29 protein-coding genes are annotated in these 26,502 nt (G+C 47.7%); 22 read left to right on the top strand and 7 right to left on the bottom strand.

Annotated elements, in window-relative coordinates; all coding sequences use genetic code 11:
* Window positions 1–74 precede the first annotated feature (74 nt).
* The 9 genes from GC101_RS03775 to GC101_RS03735 all read left to right on the top strand — a co-directional run bounded on the left by GC101_RS03775 (window position 75) and on the right by GC101_RS03735 (window position 8,441).
* On the top strand, window positions 75–497 hold the full coding sequence (locus tag GC101_RS03775; RefSeq protein ID WP_171716124.1) for a recombinase family protein: 423 nt from the start codon (window positions 75–77) through the stop codon (window positions 495–497).
* 12 nt (window positions 498–509) lie between these two features.
* Window positions 510–938 carry a recombinase family protein gene (locus tag GC101_RS03770; protein WP_171716286.1) on the top strand — a complete coding sequence of 143 codons (429 nt, stop codon included), beginning with the start codon at window positions 510–512 and terminating at the stop codon, window positions 936–938.
* Window positions 939–969: 31 nt separating this feature from the next.
* A complete protein-coding gene (locus tag GC101_RS03765) occupies window positions 970–1,434 on the top strand; it encodes a hypothetical protein (protein ID WP_171716123.1) in 465 nt (154 codons plus the stop codon).
* Between the two features lie 201 nt (window positions 1,435–1,635).
* Window positions 1,636–2,874 (top strand): ABC-three component system protein, encoded by a 1,239-nt coding sequence (locus GC101_RS03760; protein WP_171716122.1) that lies wholly within the window; start codon window positions 1,636–1,638, stop codon window positions 2,872–2,874.
* Entirely contained in the window at window positions 2,871–3,389 is a 519-nt protein-coding gene (locus GC101_RS03755) for an ABC-three component system middle component 4 (RefSeq protein WP_171716121.1), read from the top strand. The genes GC101_RS03760 and GC101_RS03755 overlap by 4 nt, the downstream gene beginning before the upstream one ends.
* A complete protein-coding gene (locus tag GC101_RS03750) occupies window positions 3,386–5,368 on the top strand; it encodes a coiled-coil domain-containing protein (RefSeq protein ID WP_171716120.1) in 1,983 nt (660 codons plus the stop codon). The genes GC101_RS03755 and GC101_RS03750 overlap by 4 nt, the downstream gene beginning before the upstream one ends.
* A gap of 136 nt (window positions 5,369–5,504) precedes the next feature.
* A complete protein-coding gene (locus tag GC101_RS03745) occupies window positions 5,505–6,134 on the top strand; it encodes a hypothetical protein (protein WP_171716119.1) in 630 nt (209 codons plus the stop codon).
* 182 nt (window positions 6,135–6,316) lie between these two features.
* Complete coding sequence (locus GC101_RS36475; RefSeq protein ID WP_074108930.1) at window positions 6,317–6,478, top strand: DUF255 domain-containing protein; 162 nt, start codon at window positions 6,317–6,319, stop codon at window positions 6,476–6,478.
* 37 nt (window positions 6,479–6,515) lie between these two features.
* Entirely contained in the window at window positions 6,516–8,441 is a 1,926-nt protein-coding gene (locus tag GC101_RS03735; protein ID WP_171716118.1) for a thioredoxin domain-containing protein, read from the top strand.
* 67 nt (window positions 8,442–8,508) lie between these two features.
* Here the strand turns inward: GC101_RS03735 and GC101_RS03730 are convergent, their stop codons facing one another.
* Window positions 8,509–9,297 (bottom strand): PaaX family transcriptional regulator C-terminal domain-containing protein, encoded by a 789-nt coding sequence (locus GC101_RS03730; RefSeq protein ID WP_171716117.1) that lies wholly within the window; start codon window positions 9,295–9,297, stop codon window positions 8,509–8,511.
* A 207-nt stretch (window positions 9,298–9,504) separates the two neighbouring features.
* On the opposite strand from GC101_RS03730, the gene GC101_RS03725 reads away from it, so the two are divergent.
* Entirely contained in the window at window positions 9,505–10,191 is a 687-nt protein-coding gene (locus GC101_RS03725; protein WP_171716116.1) for a metal-dependent hydrolase, read from the top strand.
* Between the two features lie 117 nt (window positions 10,192–10,308).
* Here the strand turns inward: GC101_RS03725 and GC101_RS03720 are convergent, their stop codons facing one another.
* On the bottom strand, window positions 10,309–11,118 hold the full coding sequence (locus tag GC101_RS03720) for an alpha/beta fold hydrolase (RefSeq protein WP_171716115.1): 810 nt from the start codon (window positions 11,116–11,118) through the stop codon (window positions 10,309–10,311).
* 153 nt (window positions 11,119–11,271) lie between these two features.
* Here GC101_RS03720 and GC101_RS03715 point away from each other — a divergent pair, with 153 nt between their 5' ends.
* The gene (locus GC101_RS03715) at window positions 11,272–12,132 is read left to right on the top strand and encodes an aminoglycoside phosphotransferase family protein (protein ID WP_171716114.1); all 861 of its coding nucleotides are present in this window, start codon (window positions 11,272–11,274) and stop codon (window positions 12,130–12,132) included.
* Between the two features lie 87 nt (window positions 12,133–12,219).
* Entirely contained in the window at window positions 12,220–13,203 is a 984-nt protein-coding gene (locus GC101_RS03710; RefSeq protein WP_171716113.1) for an aldo/keto reductase, read from the top strand.
* 122 nt (window positions 13,204–13,325) lie between these two features.
* Here the strand turns inward: GC101_RS03710 and GC101_RS03705 are convergent, their stop codons facing one another.
* Window positions 13,326–13,556, bottom strand: a complete 231-nt coding sequence (locus tag GC101_RS03705) for a hypothetical protein (protein WP_171716112.1) — start codon at window positions 13,554–13,556, stop codon at window positions 13,326–13,328.
* Window positions 13,557–13,796: 240 nt separating this feature from the next.
* Here GC101_RS03705 and GC101_RS03700 point away from each other — a divergent pair, with 240 nt between their 5' ends.
* Both GC101_RS03700 and GC101_RS03695 read left to right on the top strand, forming a co-directional pair.
* Complete coding sequence (locus GC101_RS03700) at window positions 13,797–14,636, top strand: DegV family protein (RefSeq protein ID WP_171716111.1); 840 nt, start codon at window positions 13,797–13,799, stop codon at window positions 14,634–14,636.
* A 203-nt stretch (window positions 14,637–14,839) separates the two neighbouring features.
* The gene (locus GC101_RS03695; protein ID WP_042138203.1) at window positions 14,840–15,193 is read left to right on the top strand and encodes a hypothetical protein; all 354 of its coding nucleotides are present in this window, start codon (window positions 14,840–14,842) and stop codon (window positions 15,191–15,193) included.
* 301 nt (window positions 15,194–15,494) lie between these two features.
* Here the strand turns inward: GC101_RS03695 and GC101_RS03690 are convergent, their stop codons facing one another.
* From GC101_RS03690 to GC101_RS03675, 4 genes are all read right to left on the bottom strand, one after another.
* Window positions 15,495–17,093 carry a hypothetical protein gene (locus tag GC101_RS03690; protein ID WP_171716110.1) on the bottom strand — a complete coding sequence of 533 codons (1,599 nt, stop codon included), beginning with the start codon at window positions 17,091–17,093 and terminating at the stop codon, window positions 15,495–15,497.
* Between the two features lie 553 nt (window positions 17,094–17,646).
* On the bottom strand, window positions 17,647–17,934 hold the full coding sequence (locus GC101_RS03685; protein WP_039309385.1) for a YxcD family protein: 288 nt from the start codon (window positions 17,932–17,934) through the stop codon (window positions 17,647–17,649).
* On the bottom strand, window positions 17,934–18,359 hold the full coding sequence (locus tag GC101_RS03680) for a membrane protein (protein WP_039309423.1): 426 nt from the start codon (window positions 18,357–18,359) through the stop codon (window positions 17,934–17,936). The genes GC101_RS03685 and GC101_RS03680 overlap by 1 nt, the downstream gene beginning before the upstream one ends.
* A gap of 257 nt (window positions 18,360–18,616) precedes the next feature.
* Window positions 18,617–19,195: a beta-class carbonic anhydrase gene (locus GC101_RS03675; RefSeq protein WP_039309384.1), complete on the bottom strand. Its 579-nt coding sequence runs from the start codon at window positions 19,193–19,195 to the stop codon at window positions 18,617–18,619.
* A gap of 276 nt (window positions 19,196–19,471) precedes the next feature.
* Between GC101_RS03675 and GC101_RS03670 the strand changes: the two genes are divergently transcribed.
* From GC101_RS03670 to trmD, 8 genes are all read left to right on the top strand, one after another.
* On the top strand, window positions 19,472–20,989 hold the full coding sequence (locus tag GC101_RS03670) for a carboxypeptidase M32 (protein WP_171716109.1): 1,518 nt from the start codon (window positions 19,472–19,474) through the stop codon (window positions 20,987–20,989).
* Between the two features lie 93 nt (window positions 20,990–21,082).
* Window positions 21,083–21,730: a PAQR family membrane homeostasis protein TrhA gene (gene trhA, locus GC101_RS03665; RefSeq protein WP_039309379.1), complete on the top strand. Its 648-nt coding sequence runs from the start codon at window positions 21,083–21,085 to the stop codon at window positions 21,728–21,730.
* 148 nt (window positions 21,731–21,878) lie between these two features.
* A complete protein-coding gene (locus GC101_RS03660; RefSeq protein ID WP_039309377.1) occupies window positions 21,879–22,235 on the top strand; it encodes a putative DNA-binding protein in 357 nt (118 codons plus the stop codon).
* A 21-nt stretch (window positions 22,236–22,256) separates the two neighbouring features.
* Entirely contained in the window at window positions 22,257–23,645 is a 1,389-nt protein-coding gene (gene ffh / locus GC101_RS03655; RefSeq protein WP_042138192.1) for a signal recognition particle protein, read from the top strand.
* A gap of 369 nt (window positions 23,646–24,014) precedes the next feature.
* Window positions 24,015–24,287: a 30S ribosomal protein S16 gene (gene rpsP, locus GC101_RS03650; protein WP_019910363.1), complete on the top strand. Its 273-nt coding sequence runs from the start codon at window positions 24,015–24,017 to the stop codon at window positions 24,285–24,287.
* A 22-nt stretch (window positions 24,288–24,309) separates the two neighbouring features.
* Window positions 24,310–24,540, top strand: coding sequence for a KH domain-containing protein (locus tag GC101_RS03645; protein ID WP_019910364.1), 231 nt, complete (start codon window positions 24,310–24,312; stop codon window positions 24,538–24,540).
* Between the two features lie 93 nt (window positions 24,541–24,633).
* A complete protein-coding gene (rimM, locus tag GC101_RS03640) occupies window positions 24,634–25,158 on the top strand; it encodes a ribosome maturation factor RimM (RefSeq protein WP_042237185.1) in 525 nt (174 codons plus the stop codon).
* Window positions 25,158–25,946 (top strand): tRNA (guanosine(37)-N1)-methyltransferase TrmD, encoded by a 789-nt coding sequence (gene trmD / locus GC101_RS03635; protein WP_171716285.1) that lies wholly within the window; start codon window positions 25,158–25,160, stop codon window positions 25,944–25,946. Before rimM ends, trmD begins: the two co-directional genes overlap by 1 nt.
* The last annotated feature ends 556 nt before the right edge of the window (window positions 25,947–26,502 follow it).

Below are 26,502 nucleotides of genomic sequence, written 5' to 3'. Positions count from 1 at the left end.
TGGTTGTTTCGGCTAATGAGTTCAGCAACATGTTCATGGAATTCTCTTAATGCCCCTATAGGCTATATGAAGAGGTGGCTTCAGGGGAAAAGATCGAGGCCCGGAAGGAAATGCAGAAGTTATTTCGGCATGTCGAAGACAAATTATATGATGGTGTGGTCGTCATGGATATTGACCGTCTAGGCCGTGGAGAAAATAAGGATTGGGCACTCATTAAAGATACATTTTTGAACTCGGAGACAGTGATCATTACACCAAGCAAGATATACGATCTGGAAGTGGACAATGACGATGTATCGTTTGATTTTATGTCTATCTTCGCCAGAATCGAGTATAAAACGATTAAGCACAGAATGAAGCAAGGGAAAGAAGCAGGAGCCAAGAAAGGCATGTGGACGAACGGTAAGCCACCATTTCCCTATTATTATGATAAGAACACAAAATCGGTACGGGTGGATGAAGGCAAGCGCCCTATTTATCGAGCCATAGTTGAATAATATCGGAGTGGAATCAATCTTGGGCATATTGCGATATGGTTAACGGATAACAAGATACCTACGCCATACAACATTAAGCCGGATGGAAGGGACAAGGGATGGTCCAATGTGACTGTGCAGAGGCTGCTTTTGAGCGAGATTCATCTTGGCTACATCACCTACGGAAAAACACGAACAAAACGTGGTCAAGTGGAGATTGTCCCTGAAGAGGAACGAATCAAGGTCATGGGAACACATGAGAAATTGAAGACCCAGGAAGAACATGATGCCATTGTAGAACGTTTAGTGAAGAACAGGCTGATGAATCCCAATATCGAAGAAATATATTTCCCCTTTCGGGATTGCTCTACTGTGAAAAGTGTGGCTGTAGAATGCAGTTCAGAGTGGCCAAAGCAAGAAGCAAGGTCAATACTGGAGCGCGTTATGCTATCACCATTATAAGGATGGCAGCAAATGTGAGCAGAAGGGCAAGGTGCTGGACGAAGAATTTTTTGATGCTTTATATGAGCGGATTATTAATGTAGACCAGAACATGTTGCAGGAGATCGAGCTGCAAGGTCGTGGTTATAACGATACGAAGACGATGATTTCCGTGAAGGAGCAGGAGCTGCAAAAGCATAAACGGGCATTAGATAAATTACATGAATCCATTGAAGAGGACATTATTACGAAGCAGGTATTTATGGAGCGAAAGGTGGTTAGAACAAGACAGATTCAGAAACTGGAGGAAGAATTGCTGAATTTGCGAAAGGTGGTAGTATATGAAGGAAATTATCCTACGATGGAGCAGATCGTTGAGCGGATTGGGCAGTTTAGGGAGTTGTGGAGTGAAGCGGTGACTAGTGAAGAGAAGAATTGGGCGTTGAAGAAGTTGGTGGAGCGGGTTGTGTATAATCGGGAAGGGAATCGGGTGGAGTTGACGGTTTGTTATAAATAGTATGCTTCCTTTTTAAGCAACAACCCTTATGTTAAATTCACATGAAGGTTGTTGCTTTTCCATAATTATTATTTTGATGACAAGAAATGACAGTAATCGACATGAGTCTTTGTTTATAATGAATATAAGTCTGAGGAATTAGTATGGGCAATAAGACGTATTCTTTTTACTATATCTGTGACATTTGGGTGAGGGTCGAATATGAGTGCAATTGAATTTATTCAGAAAAATAATAATAGAAATCTTGTTTTATTTGTTCATGGTTTTACTGGGAGCAATGAAACGTGGATCAATGACTTTGGGCAAGAATTCCCTAGAATGTTGCTTGAAGATAGTCAAATATCCGATAATTATGATTTTGCTTATATTAGTTATTATACAACTCTAGTTGATATGTATGGTCTAAAAGTGAAAACAAATTTTTTGAAAAGAATGTTTAATCTTGAAACTGAGGTTGCGAGGAAAAACTTAGGGATTAATCAATTAGGGGAATTTATTCAGTCAGTAATTCAATTCAATTGCGATCACTATGAGAATATAATCATTATTGCACATAGTATGGGTGGACTTGTTACCAAATCATTTATTTTAAATGAGATTAATAAAGATGTGCCATCAAATAAAGTGAAGTTGTTTCTTTCATTAGCCGTACCTCACAATGGTACTGAATGGGGGAAATTAGGTGAAAAGTTATTTAGTAATGTGCAGGCAATTGATCTAAAACCTCTAAGTCCAGTGCTCTCACAAATCAATCAAAATTGGGTGCATTGTAAATCATTACCTCGGACAGTCTGCTTTTATGGACAATATGATGAAATAGTTGATGAGAGTAGTGCTTTACTTTTTCAAGCTGAGAAACCAGAAAAGGTGCCTTGTGATGACAATCATAATACTATCACTCGTCCAAAAGATAAAAGTAGGCATGTTTACGTAGCTATTCAATCAATTCTCCGGAAGTTTGCACAAGAAGTTTTGTTAGGTGAACCATTTCAAGTTAGGCCTTTTATTGATCAAGGACAACTTGATGATGAAATTTTTGTTTTAAGGCTCCTCATTGCAGATGTACATAATATTCATATTAACAGTGCAAAACAAACTTTCTTTAATGCAGAATATATGAGGAAAGTTTTAGTGAATCAAGGCGAACATGCAATAGCCACTCTTTCAGATTTATACTCAAGAATAGAAACGTTTTATTCTATTGCGTTTGGGAAATTAATGAGCGGTGAATTAAACGATAGCAACCACTTGGTAACACATGTCCATGAAAAATTAACTAATGAAACAGATTTTTTAAAGAGTGCAATTCCTTTACTCGGAGGATTTCAAAAGATGGGAATGCTTCATCAGTTAATGAATATGATGGAAAAAGATTTATGGTGGGCCCAGCAACAAAATATACAAACAATAGAACAATTCAGAAAGGCCAGAGGGATATGAATACACTTCCTTTTATTGTTCCAGAGAATGAGTCTAACGTAAGGTTAGCAAGATTGTTGATTCTTATTCAGTCCTTAGGTGTGAGCAAAAAAGGAAAGTTGCTGCTCAATATAGAGAAATTATCCATATATGATTATTTAGTGAGAAATCCTGTTTTACTACAAAGACTGCTTGAAACTGAAGACCAAGGTAAGCTGATGGATTTGCAGGAAAAAGAGATTGATTCAATTGAATCGTTATTTCCCAATAGAGCTTCTTTATATGACTATAGTACTATAAGAAAAATAACTTACACTTTGATTTATAATGAGTACATTTCTGTTGAACATAATAAAGAAGGTCATATTTTTTATTTTGCTACTGAAAGTGGTATTGAGTTTGTTGAACAATTAGAATCAATATATTTTAACAGGATTAAAGAACTCAGCAAGGTACTTATCCCATTGCAGAAATTCTCTGCTTCTCAGTTACTAAAAACATTAAAAACAATTAATTATGGAGTGGTATATAAATGAAAAAAAACAAGTCTCCTCGATTAATATTAAAAAAACTTATACTGGTGGGTAGAGAGAAAAATTACATAGTTCCATTTAATTTGGGATTAAACATTATATATGGAGATTCAGATACAGGGAAATCTAGTATTCTCAATATAATTGATTATCTACTTGGTGCAAGTGAGGTTTACTTATATGATGAAATAGAGGTTCATGGAAAATATGGATTATTGGAACTAGAATTAAACGGTGATATTTATACAATCAAAAGAGATATTTTTAATCCAAGGTCTCATATCGAAGTTTACCATTCAAGTATTGAGCAAATGGAAGGTGTCTTCCCAAAAGAATACAGCTCTAGTTTTGCGAAGGAAGGTCCAGCTGGCTTCTTTTCTGATTTTATGTTAGAAGCTTTGAATATCTCATTAGTAAAATTAAAGCAAGCACCTTCCAAAGCAGATTCAAAAATGTCCTCATTAAGCTTTCGGGATATTTTAAAATTTTGTTTTTTAGATCAAGACGATGTGGGGAATAAAGATATTTTAGATCAGAAAAATCCTGTAGTATTTGTGAAAAATAAGGAGACATTTAAATTTCTGCATAATCTATTGGATAGTCAAATTACTGAATTGCAAGAGGATATTGCAGAAAAGACTCGAATTAAAAATGGGATTATTCAACAATTTACTATTATTTCTTCTTTCCTAAGGGAAGCTCAACTGGAAACAACAGAATCCTTAGAAGGGAAATCCCAAAAATTGTCTGAAGAGTTGAAAGCAATTGATACCGAAATATTTCAGTTAACACATAGCATGAAATCGAATTCGGATCATGATAATGAACTCAGAGAGATAATTGTTACTAAACAGAGTCATCTCGATAATCTAACCTTAAATAAAATGTATAAAGAAACACAACTTGATCAGAATTTACGGTTGAAGAGGGATTATCAACAAGACATTGATAAATTATTGGCATCAGTTGAGGTGATAAAAAAGCTCCCAAATCATGAAGGTCACTATGTTAACTGTCCTGTTTGCGATAATGAACTAAACGCATCTAAGTTTAATGAACTTTTTAGCCAATATGACTCAAGTTCAATTGAACTGGAAATAAAAAGCCTGAAAAACCGATTTAAAGAAGTGTCTTTATTGATAGAAAGAGATAGGGAAAGTATTTTAGGAATAATTGAAGAAATAACTTCGCTTAGTGCAGAAATAATAAGAGCAAAAGATATGTTAGATTTAAAAACTCGTGAATTTGTTTCTCCATTTATGTCGCAAAGGGATTTGCTCAACACAAGGAGAGGAGAGCTAAACGAGGAAAACAAACGTATTGATTATTTGCTTAAGCTTCGAAATCAACTGAATGAATTAACTAAGAGAACTGATGTATTAACCGAACAGATTTCTCAATTAAATAGTAGAATGATAACCCTAGTTGAGGGGGCACCATCTGTTGATGGTGTTTTGGGAAGTATTGCGGATTGGCTAAATGAATTCCTTACTTTTATACCAATACGTAACCCGTATGGAATTAAAATTAGTGATAAAACATTCTTGCCAGTAGTCAGAGATAGAGACTACTCAAAACTGACTTCTGGTGGCTTGAGAACCTTAGTGTCCATAGGTTACTTGTTTAGCTTGTTGAGGAATAGTTTGAATACAGATACTAATTATCCTAGCTTAGTTATGATTGATACTGTAGGTAAATACATTGGTAAAACTAAGGCTAAGTATTTGGAGAATACTAATCAATCAGATGATAAATTAGAAGGTATTAACGATCCTAAAAAGTATAAAAATATATATAGTTATTTGAGTTTATTAAGCGATGAGTTGGTTGAAAATTATGATTTTCAGGTGATTGTAGTAGATAATGACCTACCTGAGTCAATGGAATCCCAATTGGATAAATATATCGTTAAGAAATTTAGTGCGGACGAAAGAGAAGGGTTTGAAATTGGTTTTATAAATAATGCTTCACCTAGGGTTTGAAAATTTTCATCTGTTTTTAATACGAAATACTTATTAAGGTAACTCTGATGTTCGGGGTTACCTTTTTGATTCACTATGACTGTAAGTCCTTTTAGGTAATTTTTCTTAATTTCTCTTGTGGAGAGGGGCATAAGTAATGAATTCAAATTGGTTAAAGAGAGTGGAAGGCAACATTTTTCCAGTGAGTTTTGAGCAGAATGACGTAAGAAGAGCATTAAATGAGTGGGTCTATCAAGGTAATATGTATGATGTAGAAGATGCTGATGAGACATGCGAGTTGTGTGATCAACCACACATTAGATATCAATTTGAAATATTTAATATTATAAATGCAAATACACTTCAAATAGGTTCAGAATGTATTAAAAGATTTAAAATTGGAGTTATGGATAATCGAGGCCACATTTTGTCAAATGAATTAGCTAGAAAGAAAGTTAATAAGGACAGGAATAAGCTTATAACTGATGCAAAAATAAAGAGTGTGATAAACTCTTTAATAAACTTGGCACGAATAGATGATAGTTTCGAGATCGAGAGTTTTATTAAATTTTTTAAAGACAATAAAACTTTTACTCCAAAACAATTGACTATATTAATTTGGAGACTGGATAAGTATAAAGTAGAACATAATAAATCCCATTTTAAAATGACTATCAAGAAAAATAAAGACAAAGAACAATTACTTCAAATGGAAGAATGGAAAGTACAAAAAATATGGGGTTGTTTGTCTAAAACACAGAAAGAGTATTATAAAGATAATAAATGAAAAAAATCCTGAAATATAAAAGAAAATGAGAAAGTGTTTAAGATACAGTTTTAAAATTTTATATGAAGATATTATAGTGAATATTAAGATGTTTAATTATGTTTGAGCCCTCCTCCACCTTTTTGGGTAAACTAACCCTAAGCAGTACTTTACCCAAATTAGCCGAAACGAGGTGATGCCCCATGACAACTCACAAAGTACCCAATAGATTAGCCAAGGAAAAGTCGCCGTATCTGCTGCAACACGCGCATAACCCGGTGAACTGGTTCCCTTGGTCGGAGGAGGCTTTTGAAGTCGCCAAGCGCGACAACAAGCCTGTCTTCTTATCTATTGGGTATAGCTAGTTGTTGATTCACACGTACTTGCCATTGGTGTCACGTAATGGAACGCGAATCCTTCGAAGATTCAGAAGTCGCGCAGCTTCTCAACAACAACTACGTAGCCATCAAAGTCGACCGCGAGGAGCGGCCGGATATAGATGCGCTGTATATGTCGGTCTGTCAGGCGCTGACGGGGAGCGGGGGATGGCCGCTGACGGTGCTGCTGACGCCGGAGAAGAAGCCGTTCTATGCCGGAACGTATTTCCCAAAGCGGCAGATGTTTGGCCGGATCGGGCTGATGGATGTGCTGGAGCAGATCCATACGAAGTGGGAGCAGGACGGCGAGGCACTGAATAAGCTGGGCGATGATCTGCTTGAAGAGCTGCATACGCTCGATCGTAAGAATGCGTATAACTCGGCTGATGTAGACGGCGGTATCCCGGGCGATGAGCTGCTGCATGAGGCGTATGAGCAGTACCGGCGCCAGTTCGATGAGGAATATGGCGGGTTCGGCAATGCACCGAAGTTCCCTTCGCCGCATAATTTGTCTTTCCTGCTGGCCTACAGCCAGGTGCACAATCAGCCGGAAGCGCTCCGCATGGTGGAGAAGACGCTGGAGTCGATGTACCGGGGCGGCATGTACGACCATGTGGGCTTCGGGTTCTCGCGCTATTCCACGGACCGGGAGTGGCTGGTTCCGCATTTTGAGAAAATGCTCTACGATAACGCACTCCTGGCGAACGTCTATCTGGAAGCCTTCCAGATTACCGGGAAACCGCTGTATGCGGAGATTGCACAGCAGATCTTCACCTATGTGCTGCGCGATATGACTTCGCCCGAAGGCGCTTTCTACTCTGCGGAGGATGCGGATTCGGAAGGCGTGGAAGGGAAGTTCTACGTCTTCTCCCGTGATGAGATTGAGGAGGCCCTGGGGCTGGAAGACATGCATTCGTATTGCCATGTCTACGGGATTACCCCGGAAGGCAACTTCGAGGGTGCCAATATCCCGAATCTGCTGCAGGGACTGCCGGAAGAAATGGCGGAGCGCATGGGCATGAACCCGCTGGGTCTGCGGACCCGGATGGAGGAATGGCGCGGGAAGCTGTTTGAGTACCGGGAGCAGCGCATTCATCCGCTCAAGGATGACAAGGTGCTTACCTCGTGGAACGGGCTGATGATCGCGGCGCTGGCTCAAGGAGCCAAAGCGCTGCAAAAGCCTGAATATGCCAAGGCCGCCGAAGCGGCAGCAAACTTCATCTGGGACAAGCTGCGGCGCGAGGATGGCCGGCTGCTGGCACGTTACCGTGACGGGGAGTCGGCGATTCCCGCTTATGTGGATGATTATGCCTTCCTGATCTGGGGAATGAGCGAACTATATGAGGCAACGGGTCAGGCTGTCTATCTTGAACGTGCTCTGATTCTTAAGGATGGTCTCCTGGAGCTGTTCCACGATTCCGATGGCGGCGGCTTCTTCTTCACCGGCCATGACGGGGAAGAGCTGCCTATCCGCTCGAAGGAATTGTATGACGGGGCTATTCCATCCGGGAATTCGGTAGCGGCGAAGCTGCTCTGGAAGCTGTCGGTGATTGCCCAGGACGTGGAGCTCAAAGGCATCGCCGAGCGTACCGCTGCGGTGCTCTCCTCTGCAGCAGCGGAGTATCCGCCGGGTTATGCGATGTATTTGCAGGCCCATCTGGCGATGACCTCGGGCGGCAGGGAATGGGTGCTCTCCGGCAAAAAAGAGGACCCGGCGCTGCACGGCATGCTGGCTCAGGTGCAGCAGGCCTATCTGCCTGACGCTGCGCTAATCGTCAATTGGGATGGGGATAGCGAAGGCATTCTCCGACTCCTGCCTCATTTGGCGGACAAACCGGCGGTCCGCGGCGATGCGACAGCCTATGTGTGCCGTAACTTTGCCTGCCGTGCGCCGGTTACGAATATGGAGGCGGTCCGGGAGCTTTTGGCCTCCGGTAATCGCGAAGGGTAGTATATAACACAAAGAGCAGCCTGCGGTTTGGGCTGCTCTTTGTGTTAAGCATTCTTCCAAGATCATCTTATCTGACGAAAGGGGCATAGAAAGAATCCGCAGGAATGGCCTGTGCGGCTCTACGCATATGCTCGTTCATTGCGGCGATGATCACTTTACCCGGCCAATGGTCCGGCAGCAGCTCATCCGGGAGATAGGGATCGGCCATAAACAGCCCGCTTAATTCCTCACCCATCTGCAAATATAGCAGGAATAGCTGTAGAGGCTGCCCCGCCTGAAGTGCCTCCAGCAAGGACGGAACATACTCCTCCTGCAGCCAGTCCGATTTCTTCTGATATAAGGCTTCGATTTCATCCAGCTGCCAGATCGCTTGTGCTTTCTGTGGCGTAATGGAGCCTTCCTGGAATTGGCCTTGCAGGATGGACACCTTGCCTTCCAGCTCCAGCTTCTGGATATATGCTGCGACTTCATCGCGATAGTTCCATGGTGAAATGTACACACTGTTATATAGAAGACCATAGCCCAGCTGGCCGAGCGCCGTACGGAACTGGTCGCGCTTCTTGCGTTCAGACTCAGGAACCTCCAGCATGACCACATCCCAGGTGTGATCCCACTGCTCCTGATACCGGGCGGGCTTGCTGTTAATCGCCTTAATGTAGGCGAGGCCCTCGGCAGTAACGTTGTACCAGGAGCGTGACGGGGAAGCGATATAGCCTTCTTTTTTCAGACGGGACAGGGCATTGCGGATATAGGTGGAGGTGTACCCCCTTTGCTCGTAAATCTCAACAAACTGCTGGGCGCCCATCTGCTCCACCTTGGACAACAGGAACAGCATGGTTTTCTCAACGGACAGCAATGTTCTTCACACCTCTCTTGACAGCTGGCAGAAATGAATATATCATAAAAACTAACGAACGTATTATAATTTGTTATATTGTAAAAATTCACTAGCATGTCTGGTTTCAGAGCAGCTTGGTGTCATTGTAACGTAAACTTTGGGTTTTTGCACGATTTCAATCCCTGAAGGCCCATTGAAATTAACAGCGAAGAGGAGAGAAAATCAATGAAAATTATCTACCATGGCCATTCCTGTGTTCAAATCGAGGTGGGCGGCAAATCGCTGATTATCGATCCTTTCATTAGCGGCAATGCTGCAGCGGTGACGAAGGTTGAAGATATTAAGACAGATGCGGTGCTGCTGACTCATGCCCATATGGATCACATTCTGGATGCCGCGCCGATTGCCAAAAGTAATAATGTTCCGATTGTAGCTATTGTGGAGTTAGCCTCCTACCTGGAGGGTAAGGGCGCCCAGACGATTGGCATGAACATCGGGGGGACGGTGGTTCTTGGTTTTGCCAAAGCGACGATGATCCATGCCTTCCACACCTCAAGTATTACACTTGAAGATGGACAGAGTATCTACGGCGGGACGCCTGCGGGCTTCATTATTGAAGCTGAGGGACGCACCATTCTGCATGCAGGGGACACCGGACTGTTCGGAGACCTGAAAATGTTCGGGGAGCTGTACGAGATTGATCTGGCTATTCTGCCGATCGGCGGACATTTCACCATGGGGCCTGAGCATGCACTCATCGCCGCTAAGTGGCTGGGAGCGAGACATGTACTTCCGGTACACTACAATACCTTCCCGCCGATCCGTCAGGATGCAGGTGCTTTCGTTCAGGCGCTGGAAGAAGCGGGAATCAGAGGCTCGGCGCTTGGCTATGGTGAGACGCTGGAGCTGTAAGGTTGTATACAGAAGGATTAAGGATGAACTAACGGATACGTGATTTAAAATGTAAAATGACTAAACAGCCGTTTTTTTGCTTCCGCAAAGAAACGGCTGTTGTTATATGGCGGATGATTACTTGGCGAACCGGGACAGCTCCAGGTTGAATTTGTCGCGTTCGTCATAGAATAATCCGTGTCCGCTATTCTCGAAGGGGATCAGTACCGAATTGCGGATACCTTGATGCTGTGCCTCGGCCAGCGGGAAGAAGCATACCTGATCATGAATACCGTGCAGAATCAGCGTAGGCACCTGTATCCGTGGGAGGTCATTAAACAACTCTTCCTCGAGCCAAGCCTTGGAGACAGCGATGGTAGACCAGCTTGCGGCCTCAAGCCCTAATTGGAAGAACCAGTCTGAGAACGGCTGGGATACTTTTTGATAGAAAAATATATCGCCGAAATCATGCAGCATCTTGGGCCGGTCCTTATAGGTAGCCTCAATGATCTGCTCAATAGCTTCTCTGGTCGTCCCGTAAGGGAAGCCCGGCCGCTGAATCAGACTGGGGGCTGCCGAAGCGAATAGCGCAAGCTTGGAGACACCATATCCCTGGTGCCGGGTCATATATCGGATCGCCACGGCTCCGCCGGTTGAGTGTCCGCCGAGTATAATATCCTGCAGTCCGAGTGCCCCGATCACACAGCGGATATCATCAGCTAAGCGGTTATAATCGTACCGGCCCAGCGGTTTATCCGAATTGCCGAATCCCCGCATGTCCATCCCGATGCAACGGTAGCCCATAGGCACCAGCTGGTTGTACTGATATTCGAACATCTGGTGGTTAGCAGGCCAGCCATGGACGAAGAGAATCGTTCTGCTGCCCAGCGGGTTGATATCATTAACATAAATCTTCACGTTCGGTTCGACTCTGATCCAATGTTCCATATAGCTTCCCTCATTTATCCGTTGTATGGTTTAATTGGTTTATATTATTCAGGTATCTGAGGAAAGTGCCTAGAATACAAGCAATTGGATTGACAGCAGCTGCATAATGACAAGCGAACAAGAATCAGTCAACGGAAAGGAAGATTCATAACCATGAATAATGTTCTAAGCAATATCCGCTGGAAAGAGCAAAGTGCGGAATATGAGGCGATTCTGCAAAGGGCAGATGCGGCGGTCATAACCCCGCTAGAGGGCGGGCTAGAAGCCGAGGTATACAGAGTTACACTGCCGGATACAGAGCTTGTGTTCAAAATATGGAACCGGGATTCCCGCCCGGATATCTCTATCCAATATAAAGTGCTGGAGCAGATGTACCGGCAGGGCCGTGCGGTTTCGCTGCCTTATGCCTGGGGCTTGGACCCCGGGGACAATCAGGTGCTGTTAACCAGCTTTGACGGTGTGCCTCTCACGGAAGCGAATACCTCCGTTCTTACAGCCATAGCAGAAAATCTGCTGGATATACATAGGCTTCCAATTGATTCCATAAGCGGTATAGAAGTACCCGCATATGATTTCGCAGATTACTTCTTCCCGGAGTGGGGAGGTCAGCCTGAGATCAGAAGGCTGGCGCTAGGGCTGGCGGACAAGGCTGGAATAACCTCGCATCATCTGATCCATGGAGACTATCATGCGGGCAATATCCTGGAGGCAGCCGGAGCCTACACCATTATAGACTGGACGAATGTCCAGCTGGGCGATCCGAGATATGATATAGCGTGGTCTATTCTAATTATCCGGGTCTATGCGGGGGAGCATTATGCAGAAGTCTACCGTTCAGCATTTCTTGCAAAGAGCAGTTACACTGCAGCAGAGCTTGAACTATTCGAGGCGCTGGCTTGTCTGCGCTGGCTCCAGCTGTATAGAACTACTGGTATTCCGCTGCAGCCGGATACGCTTGCGATGATGCAGGCTATTCTGGAGCGCAACGGGCATTTGCCGGAAGGTTTGCTCTAAAGGTGCCGTAAATGATATTGGAATTTGACTGTGGTATGATCAGGGCAGACAAGGTATCAATTTCAAATCGGGAGGCGGAAGCAGGGAATGAATACTAGAATGCTAGGCGGTAAACTGCAGGTGTCTGCACTTGGACTCGGCTGCATGGGGATGTCCGATTTCTATAGCGGCCGGGATGAAGCGGAGTCCATCCGCACGATTCACCGGGCCATGGACCTGGGAGTTACTTTTCTGGATACGGCAGATATGTATGGTGTGGGACGGAATGAAGAGCTGGTCGGCAAAGCTGTCAAAGGCAAACGGAACGATCTTGTGCTGGCGACCAAATTCGGCAATGTACGCAGTCCGGAAGGGCAGATGCTCGGCATAAATGGCCGTCCGGAATATGTGAAGTCGGCTTGCGACGCCAGTCTCCTGCGGCTTGGCGTAGATCATATTGATCTATACTATCAGCACAGGGTAGATCCGAACACGCCAATTGAAGAAACCGTTGGTGCGATGGCCGATCTCGTTGCAGCAGGCAAAATCCGCTACATAGGGCTGTCTGAGGCAGGGCCCACTACCATCCGCCGCGCTCATGCCATTCATCCGGTAACGGCGCTGCAGACCGAATATTCCCTGTGGAGCCGTGAGGTGGAGGACGAAATTCTGCCGCTTGTCCGCGAGCTGGGCATTGGCTTCGTTCCGTACAGTCCTCTGGGGCGCGGTTTCCTGACCGGGCAGATTCAGAGCTTCGAGGATCTGGCCGAGGATGATTACCGCCGCAACTCCCCCCGTTTCCAGGGGGATAATTTCAAGAAGAATCTGGATCTGGTGGAACGTATCAAGCAGATTGCTGCCGGGAAGGGCTGCGAGCCCTCTCAGCTTGCGCTGGCCTGGCTGCTGAAGCAAGGGGAGGACATCGTGCCGATCCCGGGAACGAAACGGACGAAGTATCTGGAAGAGAACGTAGGTGCACTGGACATAGAGCTGACCGCTGAGGAGCTGCAGCAGATTGATGAGGCTGCGCCTCAAGGGGCTGCCTCCGGCATGCGTTATCCGGAGCAAAGTATGCGAAGCTTGAATCTGTAGCAGCTGCACTTAGAGAACCAGCTAAGAATGTGCGTTGTATGATAAAAGAGGAGCCGCGTAAGGTATGCGGCTCCTCTTTTTTTGGATGCGGTAATGTTCAGCTGCTGCCCATTAAGGGCAAGCTACTTATTGCGTTCAGGGTTCTGCGGCTTCACGCGGGCGGGTCTGGATACCCAATTGCTGCGGTTCATCGGTTTCACCGTATCAATCCGCGGATTCGGAGTTTCCTCAGCACTGATGCTCTCTGCCGCAGCCGTCTCTGCTGTACCTTCGGATTCTACGTTAGCGGGGGTCTTTTTGGACAGGCCGGCACCATTATGTTTGCCTCTGTTCCACACTTTGTTCTTGCTCATCGTTACACTCCATTTCTATTCACTTATGCATAAACCATATCATAAGACGGGAAGTTAAGAAAGAACCTGATGCAGCTATTAATAGTCGCAGAGAGTAACAATCCTTCAGGCAGAATAGTCTGCTGAGCTGTGAAAAATAGCACTAAGCACAAAAAAACGCTTTTGACAAGTTATAAATTGTACTATTGGTTTACATAAAAGGTGACTATACTAGTATAGAATTGAAAGGAGAGCACTCTGATGCCCATCAAGATTATAACGGATAGCGGTTCCGATTTACCCCCAGATTACGTAGAGCAGTACGACATTTCTATTGTCCATTTGCCGGTTCATTTCGGACATGAACTCATGCCTTATGATACGGACGCGAAGACTTTTTATGCGAAGATGCATGAAGCGAAGGAATTGCCGACTACAGCTAGCCCAAGTCCGCAGGTATTCCTGGACAATTTCAAACAAGTGGAAGCAGGCACTGACATTATGGTCATTTGCATGTCCTCCAATATCAGCAGTACTTATCAGACCGCAATGATTGCCAAGGAGATGTACGAGGAAGAAGGACATCCGAATGCGATTGAAATTATAGATTCTAAGCTTTTTTCAGGCGGACTGACACTGATTGTGGCTATGGCAGCGAAATGGTCGCTGACGGCAGCAAGTCTGGCTGAATTGAAAGATAAAGTGATGCACAAGGTTGAAGAGACCACCGCTTATTTCACACTGGATACTCTGGAGAATGTGATCAAAGGCGGGCGGCTGAGCCGGATCTCCGGTGCCGTGGCTTCTGTACTGAACATTAAGCTGCTGCTGAAGATCAGCGATGAGGGAACTGTTGAAGTGGTCGAGAAGACCCGGGGACTTCCTAAGGCACTGAGTCATCTGCTGGCCAAGCTGGATCAGAAGCAGCATGATTATGAACAGGCGGTCATCGCCATCGTCCATAGCAATTGCGAGATGCTGGCGCTGGAAATTAAGGAGCGTATTCTGGAGAAGCATCCCTTCAAAGAAATTCTGCTGTCCACCATGGGACCTGTGATGGGTACATATGCAGGACAGGGCGGAATCGGCGTTGCTTTTTAGGCTGCTGCAGCAGATTTAATGGAGAATAATTGAATAACTAAGCCGTATACAAGGACTTTCCGGTGTACGGCTTTTTAGTTTGCTTTTGTATAGAGGCGGAGGAATTACAGCAAGCGGGGTGGAGGATGGCAGCGGGCTAGGCACCCTGGGCTGGGCATGTGCATAGAATGTAGCAAATCCATTCATACGGAGGTTAAACATTCATGTCGACATATCATAGTGGCCCGCAAACAGCGGTTATCTATCAGGCTGACCCTGCGGTGGTCCAGCATCTGCACGGTGTCCGCGATTCTCTGCACCAGTCCTGCAAGCCTTATTTGAACCATAATGTGAAGGTACAGACCATCGATGGACAGATGCATGAAGGCACCATTGCCGGCATGGACAGCAAACATCTGTACCTCACGGTGACTATAACTACAGAAACGGGACGCGGATACTACAATCCGTATTACAAGCCTTATCCAGGTCCAGGTTATCCGTATCCGGGGCCGGTGAATAATAATGTCATCCTGCCGCTGGTATTATTCGAACTGCTGGCAATTTCGTTAATCTGAGCCGGGTGCGGGCCGGAGAGTTGCCCGGATGCGTGCTTGACCGCTGCGGCTATTGTAATAAGTAGAGTAAGTAGAGGGAATAACCTGCTCATGCAAAAATAACCGGATCAGCATCTTGCCGATCCGGTTTTGTGATGCGGTTTCTGCAGCCCCATGCTTTGTGCGGGTGCTGCATGTAATAAGCTGCCGGATGATTTATCTGGCAGTTGAAGTGCTGCTGACCGGCTTCAGCGCAGAACCTGATGTGAGGTCAGGCTGGAGCCTGCAGGGTGGAATGCTGCGAAGTTCCCGGCAGTATTACTTATTTGCTGCCGGAATCACCGCTGCTGAGGCTGATGCTATCGGCTTGAGCTGTGCCTGATTTCAGCGTGTACTGGATGATGTCGCCTGCCTTGAGCGTGGACAAGGCGATCGTAGCCTCTGTACGCTTGCCATCGGTAAAAGTAATAGAGATAAGCTTCGTATCCGATGTCACCGTAATAACGGTGGTCTCTTCCGAGAAGCTCATCTGCGCGCCGCCCTGTCTCTGGGGCCTGCCGCCTTGACCGCCACTGCCCTGGCCGCCTCCGGCTCCCGGCTCGGCGCTTGGTCTGCCCGAAGGCTCCGCACCTTGCGGGCCTCCCGCGTCCGCTGCTCCATCCTGCGGAGCAGCGGATGGCGCTTCGGCTGTATACAGAGTAATCTTGCTGCCGCTGATACTCTTGATCTTGCCGAAGCTCATGGCGGCGCCGGGAGTCCTCCCGCCGCTGCCACCACCATCTGCGGCAGCTGGCTTCGCGCCAGCTGCCGGAGTTGCCGCGGGCTTCGCGTCCGCGGCAGGCTTGCTGCTAGCGCCCGCGCTGGCGCTGGGCGCAGGGGAAGTGCTGGCCGCAGGCTTCGCGCCAGCGGCCGGGGTTGCTGCCGGCTTCGCGCCCGCGGCAGCCCCCGGCTTGTCCGGCGCGCCTGCGGGAGCGCCGCCAGCACTGCCCGGAGCAGCGCCGCCCGCTGCTCCGCCTCTGGCACCCGCAGGCGCGTCGCCCCCGGGTGCTCCGCCTGCAGGCCCGCCGTCTGGGCCTCCGGCGGGCCGTTCGCCCGCCTTGCCGTCCTGCGGCGGGGCAGCCTGTCCGTCCGGGTGCCCAGCCGGAGTCTGCTGCGGCTTCACGTCATCTCCCGGGCCGGGCAGCGGGAGAGGGCTGGCGCTGGCATCCGGCGCCGCCGTCAGCCCGCCCCCACCGGCAACAAATCCGCTCTGCAGCTCAATCCTTGAAGCAGTTAACGTACCTTCGGTCAGCGTGACTGTAAGGACGTCACCTGCTTGCAGATCTGCCAGAGTCAAAGCACCGGCAGCTGCTTCAGAAGAGGAGCCGGTTTCTCCGGTGCCGGACTTGACCACGTATTCCGTATTCTCATCCACTGTAATAACCACTGTCTCGTCAGTAAACTGGAGAGCGGGCGAAGAAGTACTGCTGCCTGCGCCACCGGCCTCACCCTCACCTGCGGCAGAACCGTCCACTTCATCTGCCGCATTACTCCCGCTACCCGTGTTACTGCCAGCTGTACCACCAGTACTCCCGTCCGCCGCCGAAGTTGCAGCATTACTACTCCCGCCAGTTGTACCACTAGTACTCCCAGCCGAAGAACTTTCCCCAGCACTGTTCCCGCTACCCGCCGTATCCACCCCGGCCGGATCAGCTTCAGCAACTCCGGGCTCTTGGATACCGCCTGATTGAGCCTTATAGAGCGTAATTTCGTTTCCGCTGATGCTGATGATTTTTCCGGTGAAGCTCTGGACAGCGGTAGTTTCTGCACTATCCGGACTGGCTACCGGAATAGTCTCTTCCTGCGCCTTGTTGCCGCAGCCTGACAAGAGCAGTGCAGACAGCAGCATGCCTGTGCACAGGCATTTTGTTAATCTCGACATGATCTCTGGTCCTCCTAGACATAATGTGAGCCCAAGCCTGAATATATGTATTCGTACAAAGTTGCTTCAGGGCTATAGACTCTCAGTTTGTGAGCTTTTGCAGTGCCATCAAGCTTCGCTCATACCCTGCGTCATTAGCTGTGACTTCTCCGGCAAGCAAATGTTCTGAGATAATATACCAGCTGTTCCTGAAAGAAAAATGAAAGGTGCATGCTCACTGATTCGCTGATAACAGAAGTCTCGGGATTTCTCTCCAGAGCAATGATAGTTGGAAATAAGGCACTTATTACTCACGTCTCATGCTTTTTGCAGACTGTAGATGGAAATAAGGCACTTAATTCAACACATATTCCGATAATTACGATTTTGCATATCATTAAGTGTTGTTTTTCCAACTATTCCGGCGATAATAATGACTTCGCCAGTAATAGATGCTGTTTTTCCACTTAGTCCCAAATCAAGCTTCAGCGCGAACCCCAACCCCAACCCCAATCCCAACCCGCCAGCACAAAAAAACCGCCCGCTGAATGCATCAGCGGACGGCGTATGAGTTTTACATAGTGACAACAGCGGTGATTTCTTCGTCCAGCTCCAGGCGTACATTTTCACGGTAAGCGCGGATACCGTATTCGCTGTGCAGATAACGCAGAATCGATTCAATCAAATTGGATTCGACCAGGAACTGGCTGCGGCCCTGAACCCAGACCTCTGCGGTGTAACCGGTGTCTTCATCCCAGCTAAGCTCCACCCGGACTTCCTCCACCCGTACAGCTTTGCGTTCAGCCATATGCAGGCAGATTGCATTGATAATCTCGTCCATACTGAGTACGGTAACACTCATTAGTAGCGCCCGTCTCTTTCCTGCATTCTGCGCCGTTCCTGTCTGCGCCGGAAGAAGGACATGATCATCATAACGACAAGATAAATGGCCAGCATGTTAATAAAGAGGCCGATGATATTGCCGAAAGCGCCCATGCCGGAGAACATTCCGCCGAAGAGGAAGCCGGCGATCCCGCCGATCATCAGGCCTTTCATCAGGCTGCCGCCGCTGAAGAATCCGCGGTTTGCATTCGTTGTACTTCCGGCTGTGGTGCCTTTGGTGCTATCACTTTGTTTCACATTGTTTGTTGTTGATTTCTTCGGGGTAGTGGTGAATCCCCGGCTACCCGATTTGAAGCCGCCGCCACGGCGGGCATCTGCAAAGTCAGGAGCAGTTACGGCAAAGAACAGAGTGAAGGCCATGACGATCATCATTACACGTTTCATTGATTTCATTTAGTACGAGAACCTCCCAGAAGTGTGGTAAATACAGACATTCCAGAATCTGCAGCGGACAAAACCATTCTTTTAACGATTAGCATCCGTCTTGTTCACATTAGTTTCTGTGTGTCTGCCCGGTAATACGCAGGTTATCCTCAGGAGGTTTCAATTTTTAATAATCACAAATAGAAATGTTAACTGGCTTCAAGGTTCCGGCAGGCAAAAAAAAGTGCGTGGATCCAGGATCCACGCAAACAGCAGTTTCAGAGAGTTGCCTTATGCTCCGCGTATCCATCCGAGACAAGCTCAAGCGCTCCGGTTGCCGGATCGATGATCATGCCGTGAATAGGTACGTTTGGGGGGAGTAAGGGATGGCGCTTGATCAGCTCCACAGTCTGAATTACCCCTTCCTCCACATTGTCAAACCCGCGCAGCCATTTGGTCAGCTTAATTCCCGAATTCTCCAAAGTATCGAGCACCTGCTCCGAAACGCCGCGTTCCTTAATAGAATTGATCATCCGGTCCGCATTCAGGGAGGCCATGCCGCATTCATAATGCCCGACGACGATAACTTCATCCGCATCCAGCTCATACAGCGCAACCATTACGCTGCGCATTACGCTTCCGAACGGCTGGGAGATGACGGCTCCGGCATTTTTGATGATTTTGACATCGCCGTTCTTGAAATTCATCGCTTTGGGCAGAAGCTCAACTAACCGGGTATCCATGCAGGTGATGATCAGCATTTTTTTATCCGGAAAGCGGCTGGTCAGATAGGCTTCGTATTCTTTTTCCTCAACAAAATGCTTGTTAAATTTCATAATTTCTGTGACCTGACTCATGAGCATGCTGCCTCCTCAAAGTTAAATGATAATAGACTTCTTCTGAAATCCCCTCGTACAGCTCCCCCTTGGGAAGCTTACGCAATAAGTTGTTATTCATTCTACATCTTCTTGCCGCGAACTTAAAGTCAGTAATCAGAATTCCCCGGGTTCACGGTATTCATTAGAATATAAGTATTTCAAATTGAAGATGTCTATTCTGAATTTGATTATAGCCATTAATAAAAGTATCATCAAGAGGAGTGGATAAATTAGACAAGGGCAGGTGCTCAACCAATGGAACAATTGGTCAAAGAAGAATGGGATAAATTTAAAGAGCTATTATCCAAAATCAGAGGCTATTATGAAGCTATTGGGCTCCTGGGCTGGGATTTGCGTACAGGTGCGCCGCGTAAAGGTGTGGAGATGCGATCAGCTACGCTTGGCATGCTGAGTGCAGAAGCGTTCAAACTGCAGGTATCGGAGGAGATCGGTGCTTTTACCGAATTCTTCAGCCGTCCGGAAGTGATGAGCCAGTTAAGCGATAATGAGAACAAGATCGTGAAGGATACCCGCAAAGAGTACAGCCGCAGTAAGAGCATTCCTTCCAAAAAATTCGAGGAGTACTCTGTCCTGACCGCCCATGCCCAGACCATCTGGGAAGAAGCCAAGGATAACAATGATTTTGCCTCCTTCGAGCCTTACCTGACCAAGATTGTTGAGTTCAAACAGGAGTTCATCGATTATTGGGGAGTAGAAGGCTCACGTTATGATACGCTGCTGGATATGTATGAACCGGATCTGACGGTGGCCAAAGTGGACGACATCTTCAGCCGTCTGCGCAGCCGTCTTGTTCCTCTTGCCGAAGCGATCAGCGCGTCGCCGAACAAGCCGGATACGGAATTCCTGAGTCAGATTTTCCCCAAAGAGCAGCAGGAGAAGTTCGGCCTCTTCCTGCTTGAGCAAATGGGCTACGACTTTGAGGCAGGACGTCTGGATGAAAGTGTACATCCGTTCGCTACGGGCCTGAATCCCGGCGATGTACGCATCACAACAAACTATTTGCTGGATAATGTGACGAGCTCGATCTTCAGCTCATTGCATGAGGGCGGACATGCCCTGTACGAGCAGAATTTCGGTGAAAAGATTATCGGTACACCGCTGGCTCAAGGCGCATCCATGGGGATTCACGAGTCCCAGTCCAGACTATGGGAGAATATGATCGGCCGCAGCCGGGCCTTCTGGCAGCGTTACTACGGCGATCTGCAGCAGCATTTCCCGGAACAGCTTGCTAATGTGGAAATGGAGGATTTCTACCGCGCCATCAACAGTGTAGGCAATTCCTTCATCCGCATCGAAGCCGATGAGCTGACTTATAACCTGCATATTATTGTACGCTACGAAATCGAGAAGCTTATTTTCAACGAAGGGCTTGAAGTGAAGGATCTGCCGAAGACCTGGAACGCGAAGTATCAGGAATATCTCGGTATAACCCCTCCTACGGATGCGCTTGGCGTACTGCAGGATGTTCACTGGTCGGGAGGAGACTTCGGATATTTCGCTTCTTATTCACTGGGCAACATGTACGCGGCCCAAATGCTGAATACGCTGCGCAAGGAGCTGCCGGAGTTCGAGGAGCTGATTGCTGCCGGGAACCTGCTGCCGATCAAAGAATGGCTTACCGACAAAATCTACCGCTACGGTCAGAGCCTGACACCCTCGCAGATTATCGAGCAGGTAACAGGGGAACCGCTGAACCCGGATTATCTGGCGGATTATCTGGAAGCGAAGTACACTGACCTGTACAAGCTGTAACCGGAGAAGTAATCCTTGCGGCTGCCGTAAGCTGGAAGGACCTCAGGGAAGGAGCTATAATAGAAGGAAACCGCAAATGGAAGGAATAGTGGGATGGCTAATACTCACACTTACAGCCGCAAGGAAGAGGTTGCGAACGCGATTACACACGGGATTGGTGCAGTATTAAGTATTGCTGCTCTGGTTCTGCTGGTCGTATATGCTGTCCAGAATGGTACGGCCTGGCATGTTGTCAGTTTCTCCATATATGGGGTAACTATGCTGTTGCTGTATTTTAATTCAACAATGGTGCATAGTCTCAGGGACGGCAAGGCGAAGGACTTCTTTGAATTCCTCGACCACTCTTCAATTTATTTGTTTATCGCCGGAACGTATACACCTTTTATGCTGGTGGCGATCCGGGGGCCGCTGGGCTGGACTTTATTCGGAATCGCCTGGGGAGTAGCGGTATTCGGCGTCTTTTTCAAAGCGTTTTTCGTCAAAAAGTTCCTGTTCATGTCGACCATATTCTACATCGCCATGGGCTGGATGATCGTGATCGCCTGGAGCCCTCTGTCTGAGGTTGTAGCCAGCGGCGGCATGACTCTGTTGATGGTAGGCGGTCTGCTGTACACGCTTGGCACAGTTTTTTATGTGTGGCGCGGCTTCCCGTACCATCATGCCATCTGGCATTTGTTCGTGCTTGCAGGGACGATTCTTCACTTCTTCGTTGTATTCTTATACATCCTGCCGATTCACTAAGCAGGCCGGAATTTACCTCCGAAATGCCGGTTTCGGGCAAAGAAAAAGATGACAAGCAAAAAGGCTTGACATCTTTCTTTGTTTTCGGTATCATAAGGGACGTTGTGAAGCTGTAAAGTGTTTTTCCTTGACGAAGGGAGTGCCCTTAATGAGTCAGGAGAATAGGCTCGAGAAAACCAACCGGATCAACCTGCTATTTGCTTTCTACGAACGGCTGCTTACTGACAAGCAGCAAACGTTTCTCAAATATTATTTCCACGATGATTTCTCCCTGGGAGAGATTGCTGCGGAATTTGAAATCAGCCGTCAAGCTGTGTATGAGCATATTAAGCGGGCGGAGCAAGTTCTTGAGAATTATGAAGAGAAGCTTGGACTGCTGTCCAAGCATGAAGACCGCAACAGATATTTAGAAGAACTGCGCAGACTGCCGGACAATGGGATGCTGCCTGAGCAATATAAACTGCGGTTCACGGACATCGTGGATCGTTTGCAGAGATTAGAGTAGCATGAAGGGAGCAAGCCGCATATGGCATTTGAAGGTTTAACCGGAAGATTGCAGAATGTGTTCAGCAAACTGCGCGGCAAAGGGAAAGTATCCGAAGAAGACGTAAACGAAGCCATGCGCGAAGTGCGGCTGGCCCTTCTGGAAGCCGATGTTAACTTCAAAGTCGTCAAGGACTTCGTGTCCAAGGTGAAAGAGAAGTCCGTCGGCAAGGAAGTGATGGACAGCTTCACGCCAGGCATGGTCATTATCGACATCGTTAACAAGGAACTGACTGAGCTGATGGGCGGAAGCCAGGCGAAGCTGGCGAAGTCGAACAAGCCGCCGACCGTCATTATGATGACGGGTCTGCAAGGTGCGGGTAAGACAACCACTTCGGGTAAGCTGGCGAAGCTGCTGCAGAAGGGCAATCACCGCCCGCTGCTCGTAGCGGCTGACATCTACCGTCCTGCGGCGATCAAGCAGCTGCAGGTGCTGGGAGAGCAAATCAAGGTTCCGGTCTTCTCGCTGGGTGATCAGACAAGTCCGGTGGAAATCGCCAGACAAGGTGTTCAGCATGCGAAGGACAATAACCTCGATTATGTCATTATCGATACTGCAGGCCGCCTGCATATTGATGAAGAGCTGATGGAAGAGCTGAAGCAGATACATAACGTCGTAACTCCTGACGAAGTGCTGCTTGTAGTCGATGCCATGACCGGTCAGGATGCCGTGAATGTGGCTGACAGCTTCAACAAGCAGCTGGAGCTTACTGGCGTAGTGCTGACGAAGCTTGATGGTGACACCCGTGGTGGTGCCGCGTTGTCCGTTAAGGCCGTAACCGGCTGCCCGATCAAATTCGCCGCTCTTGGCGAGAAGATCGACGCGCTGGAGCCGTTCCATCCGGAACGTATGGCATCGCGGATACTCGGCATGGGCGACATGCTGTCGCTGATCGAGAAGGCTCAGGCCAATATCGATACCGAGAAAGCGAAGGAAATGGAACGTAAGATGCGTAATGCGGAATTTACGTTCGATGATTTCCTGGAGCAGATGGATCAGGTCAAGAAGCTTGGCCCGATCGACCAGATTCTTGATATGCTGCCTGGCATGAACAAAGCCAAGGGCATGAAGGATCTGAAGGTTGACGATAAGCAGATGGGACGCGTCGAAGCCATTGTTCATTCCATGACCAAGGCCGAGAAAGCCCAGCCTGAGATCATCAACCACAACCGCCGCAAGCGTATCGCTGCCGGCAGCGGTACCAACGTCGCCGAGGTTAACCGGCTCATCAAGCAGTTCGATGAAATGCGCAAGATGATGAAGCAGTTCTCCGGCATGATGGGCGGCGGAGGCAAGGGCGGCAAGAAGAACGCCATGAAGCAGCTTAAAGGCCTTGGCGGCAAGGGCGGTATGAAGTTCCCTTTCCGTTGATCTCTAGTCTCTAATCTTTGATTTTTTAAGTTTCTTATCCTTTATGGTTTACCATAGATCAGATATAGTACAACATCAGATGATCGAGAATGGTTTTGATCTTAATCTTTTGACGTAGTCCTTAAATCTCTTCCCTGTATCAAGGTAACGCCGCAGTTAAGCGTATCCCGCAGGGAGGAAAAGCGGTCTTACCCCGAACAACTCCAGGTCCCGCCAGTCTGAACGCCTACGCTAGTTGCACTTAGACGGGTGTCCAGAGGGCAGAGCCCTTGGGGCCCTCCCTTGGAAGGGAGGGTTTGGGAGGGATCGAAAAAGGTTTGTCCCAAAGGTTAATAATAATTCCGATATTCTTATAAGGAGGTGAATTTCGTGGCAGTACGTATTCGTTTGAAAAGAATGGGAGCACATAAAGCGCCTTTCTACCGTGTAGTGGTTTCCGATTCCCGGTCCCCTCGTGACGGTCGTTTTATCGAGGAAATCGGTTATTATAATCCGATTGAAGTACCGGCAGTCGTTAAGATTGATGAGGAAAAAGCTCTTAAATGGCTTCAAACAGGTGCACAAGCATCTGATACCGTCCGCAACCTGCTTTCTAAGGCTGGCGTGATGAAGAAGTTCCATGAGCTGAAGCAACAGAAATAATGACTGATTGCGAGGGTCCTCTATGGAAGAATTAGTTGGTGTTATTGCTAAGGCTTTAGTGGATCATCCAGAGGATGTGACCGTACGGACCGTGGAGAAGGATCACCTGATTGTCTATGAGCTCTCCGTACATCCTGATGATGTCGGTAAGGTCATCGGCAAGCAGGGGCGGATCGCCAAAGCGCTTCGTACCGTAGTTACATCTGCAGCAGTCAAGAGCGATAAACGCGTTACCGTAGATATTTTATCTTAAGTGTGCGTACAATGAGGGGCTAGGGATAGTATATCCCGGCTCCTTTTTGTTGAAATATATAGATATTCGAAACTTGTCAAAGGAGAGGATCACATGACGGAAGAGTTAACAGTAGGCAGACTGGTGAATACCCACGGTATCCGCGGAGAGGTCAAAATCCTGTCGCATACCGATTTCCCAGAAGTGCGCTTTGCACCCGGCAAAAAGCTGCTGCTGATTCCGGCGGACGGAAGCCCGAGATTCGAGGTGACGGTAGAATCCGCGAAAGAACACAAAGGTATGTATATAGCCAAGCTGAAGGGCTATACCAATATTAATGAGGTTGAGAAATATAAGGGCAGTATGCTTAAAGTGCCAAGCGATGACCTGGTGGAACTGCCGGAGAATGAATATTATTTCCACCAAATCGTTGGCTGTGAAGTGTACACCGATGAAGACGCCAGCCAGCCGCTGGGTACAATCACGGAGATTCTGCAGCCGGGTGCCAATGATGTCTGGGTGGTGAAGCCGGCCAAAGGCCAGGATATTCTGATTCCGGTCATCAATGATGTAGTGCTTGACGTAGATATCGAGGCCAAAAAAATCACGGTGCACATTATGGAGGGGCTGCTTCCATGATCCGGATTGATGTGCTGACACTCTTTCCGGAAATGTGTGAAGGTGTATTCGGCACAAGCATACTCGGCAAAGCCCGTGACAAAGGCATCGTATCACTGAATGCGGTGAACTTCCGTGATTTCTCAGGAAACAAGCATAACAGCGTGGATGATACGCCGTATGGCGGAGGCGGAGGGATGGTGCTTAAGCCAGACCCGATCTTTGCGGCGGTAGAGCATGTGCTGGCCGAGACCAGCGCTGAAGCAGGTACGGCTGAATCCGCTATAGACCCGCCGGTGAAGCCGCGGATTATTCTCATGTGTCCGCAGGGCCAGACGTATAATCAGCAGATCGCCGAGGAGCTGGCGCAGGAGCAGCATCTCATCTTCATCTGCGGCCATTATGAAGGCTATGATGAGCGGATCCGCGAGCATCTGGTGACGGACGAGCTATCGATTGGCGACTATGTACTGACCGGCGGTGAATTGCCTGCCCTGACCGTCATTGACTCGGTAGTGCGGCTGCAGCCGGGGGCGCTGGGTAACGAGACCTCTGCAGTAACCGACTCCTTCAGCACGGGGCTGCTGGAATATCCGCATTATACCCGTCCTGCAGAATTCCGCGGCTGGAAAGTGCCGGATATGCTTCTGAGCGGACATCATGCCAACATTGAGGTGTGGCGGCGTGAGCAGGCGCTGCAGCGCACACTTGAGCGCAGACCGGACCTGCTGGAGACAGCAGAGCTTTCTGCGAAAGACAAGCTGACACTGAAGCGGCTGCAGGAGCAGACAAGCCTGAATAACAAATAAATGAAATTTGGGCCCGGAGAAGAGTCATAGATAGCGTCTTTTTAACGTATATTACGTTAGGGAGGCGTTTTTTGCTATGTGCTGAGAAGTGGAGACTGATCAAATCCATAGAATAAATTAGCAGACACAGAAGATTCACACAAAAATAAGAGCGGATGTGCGTTAATGCCCTTTTTTTAGGGTAATGAATAGAGGTGCCGCGATCATACATGCAGCTTTAGACGCAGCTAGCTTAATTATCGAAAGGAATGACTGAAAGTGACTACGAATACGCATGAACCCTTCAAGCCAGCCGTGGACACTGTCCACAAGGAGGCGGAGCCGCTCCGCACAGTAAGCGATATTATTGATTTCTATAAGAATCGTAAATCGTAATCCTCTAACTCAAGGAATGAACAAGACCCTGGCAGCAGGTTCCATAGGCTCAGTGATACTGTAGCAGAGCACACAAATAACCGCTAAAGACAGACGGACCTAAGGTACGCTGGCTTTAGCGGTTATTTATTTCGTGATGGAGTGTAGAGAAACAGATCTATAGACATAAACAAACCCGTCT

The sequence above is a fragment of the Paenibacillus phytohabitans genome (genome assembly GCF_013141775.1).
Taxonomy (GTDB): domain Bacteria; phylum Bacillota; class Bacilli; order Paenibacillales; family Paenibacillaceae; genus Paenibacillus_AQ; species Paenibacillus_AQ phytohabitans.
The sequence above is the reverse complement of the archived record's forward strand: the minus strand, read 5'-3'. Positions and strand labels throughout refer to the sequence as shown.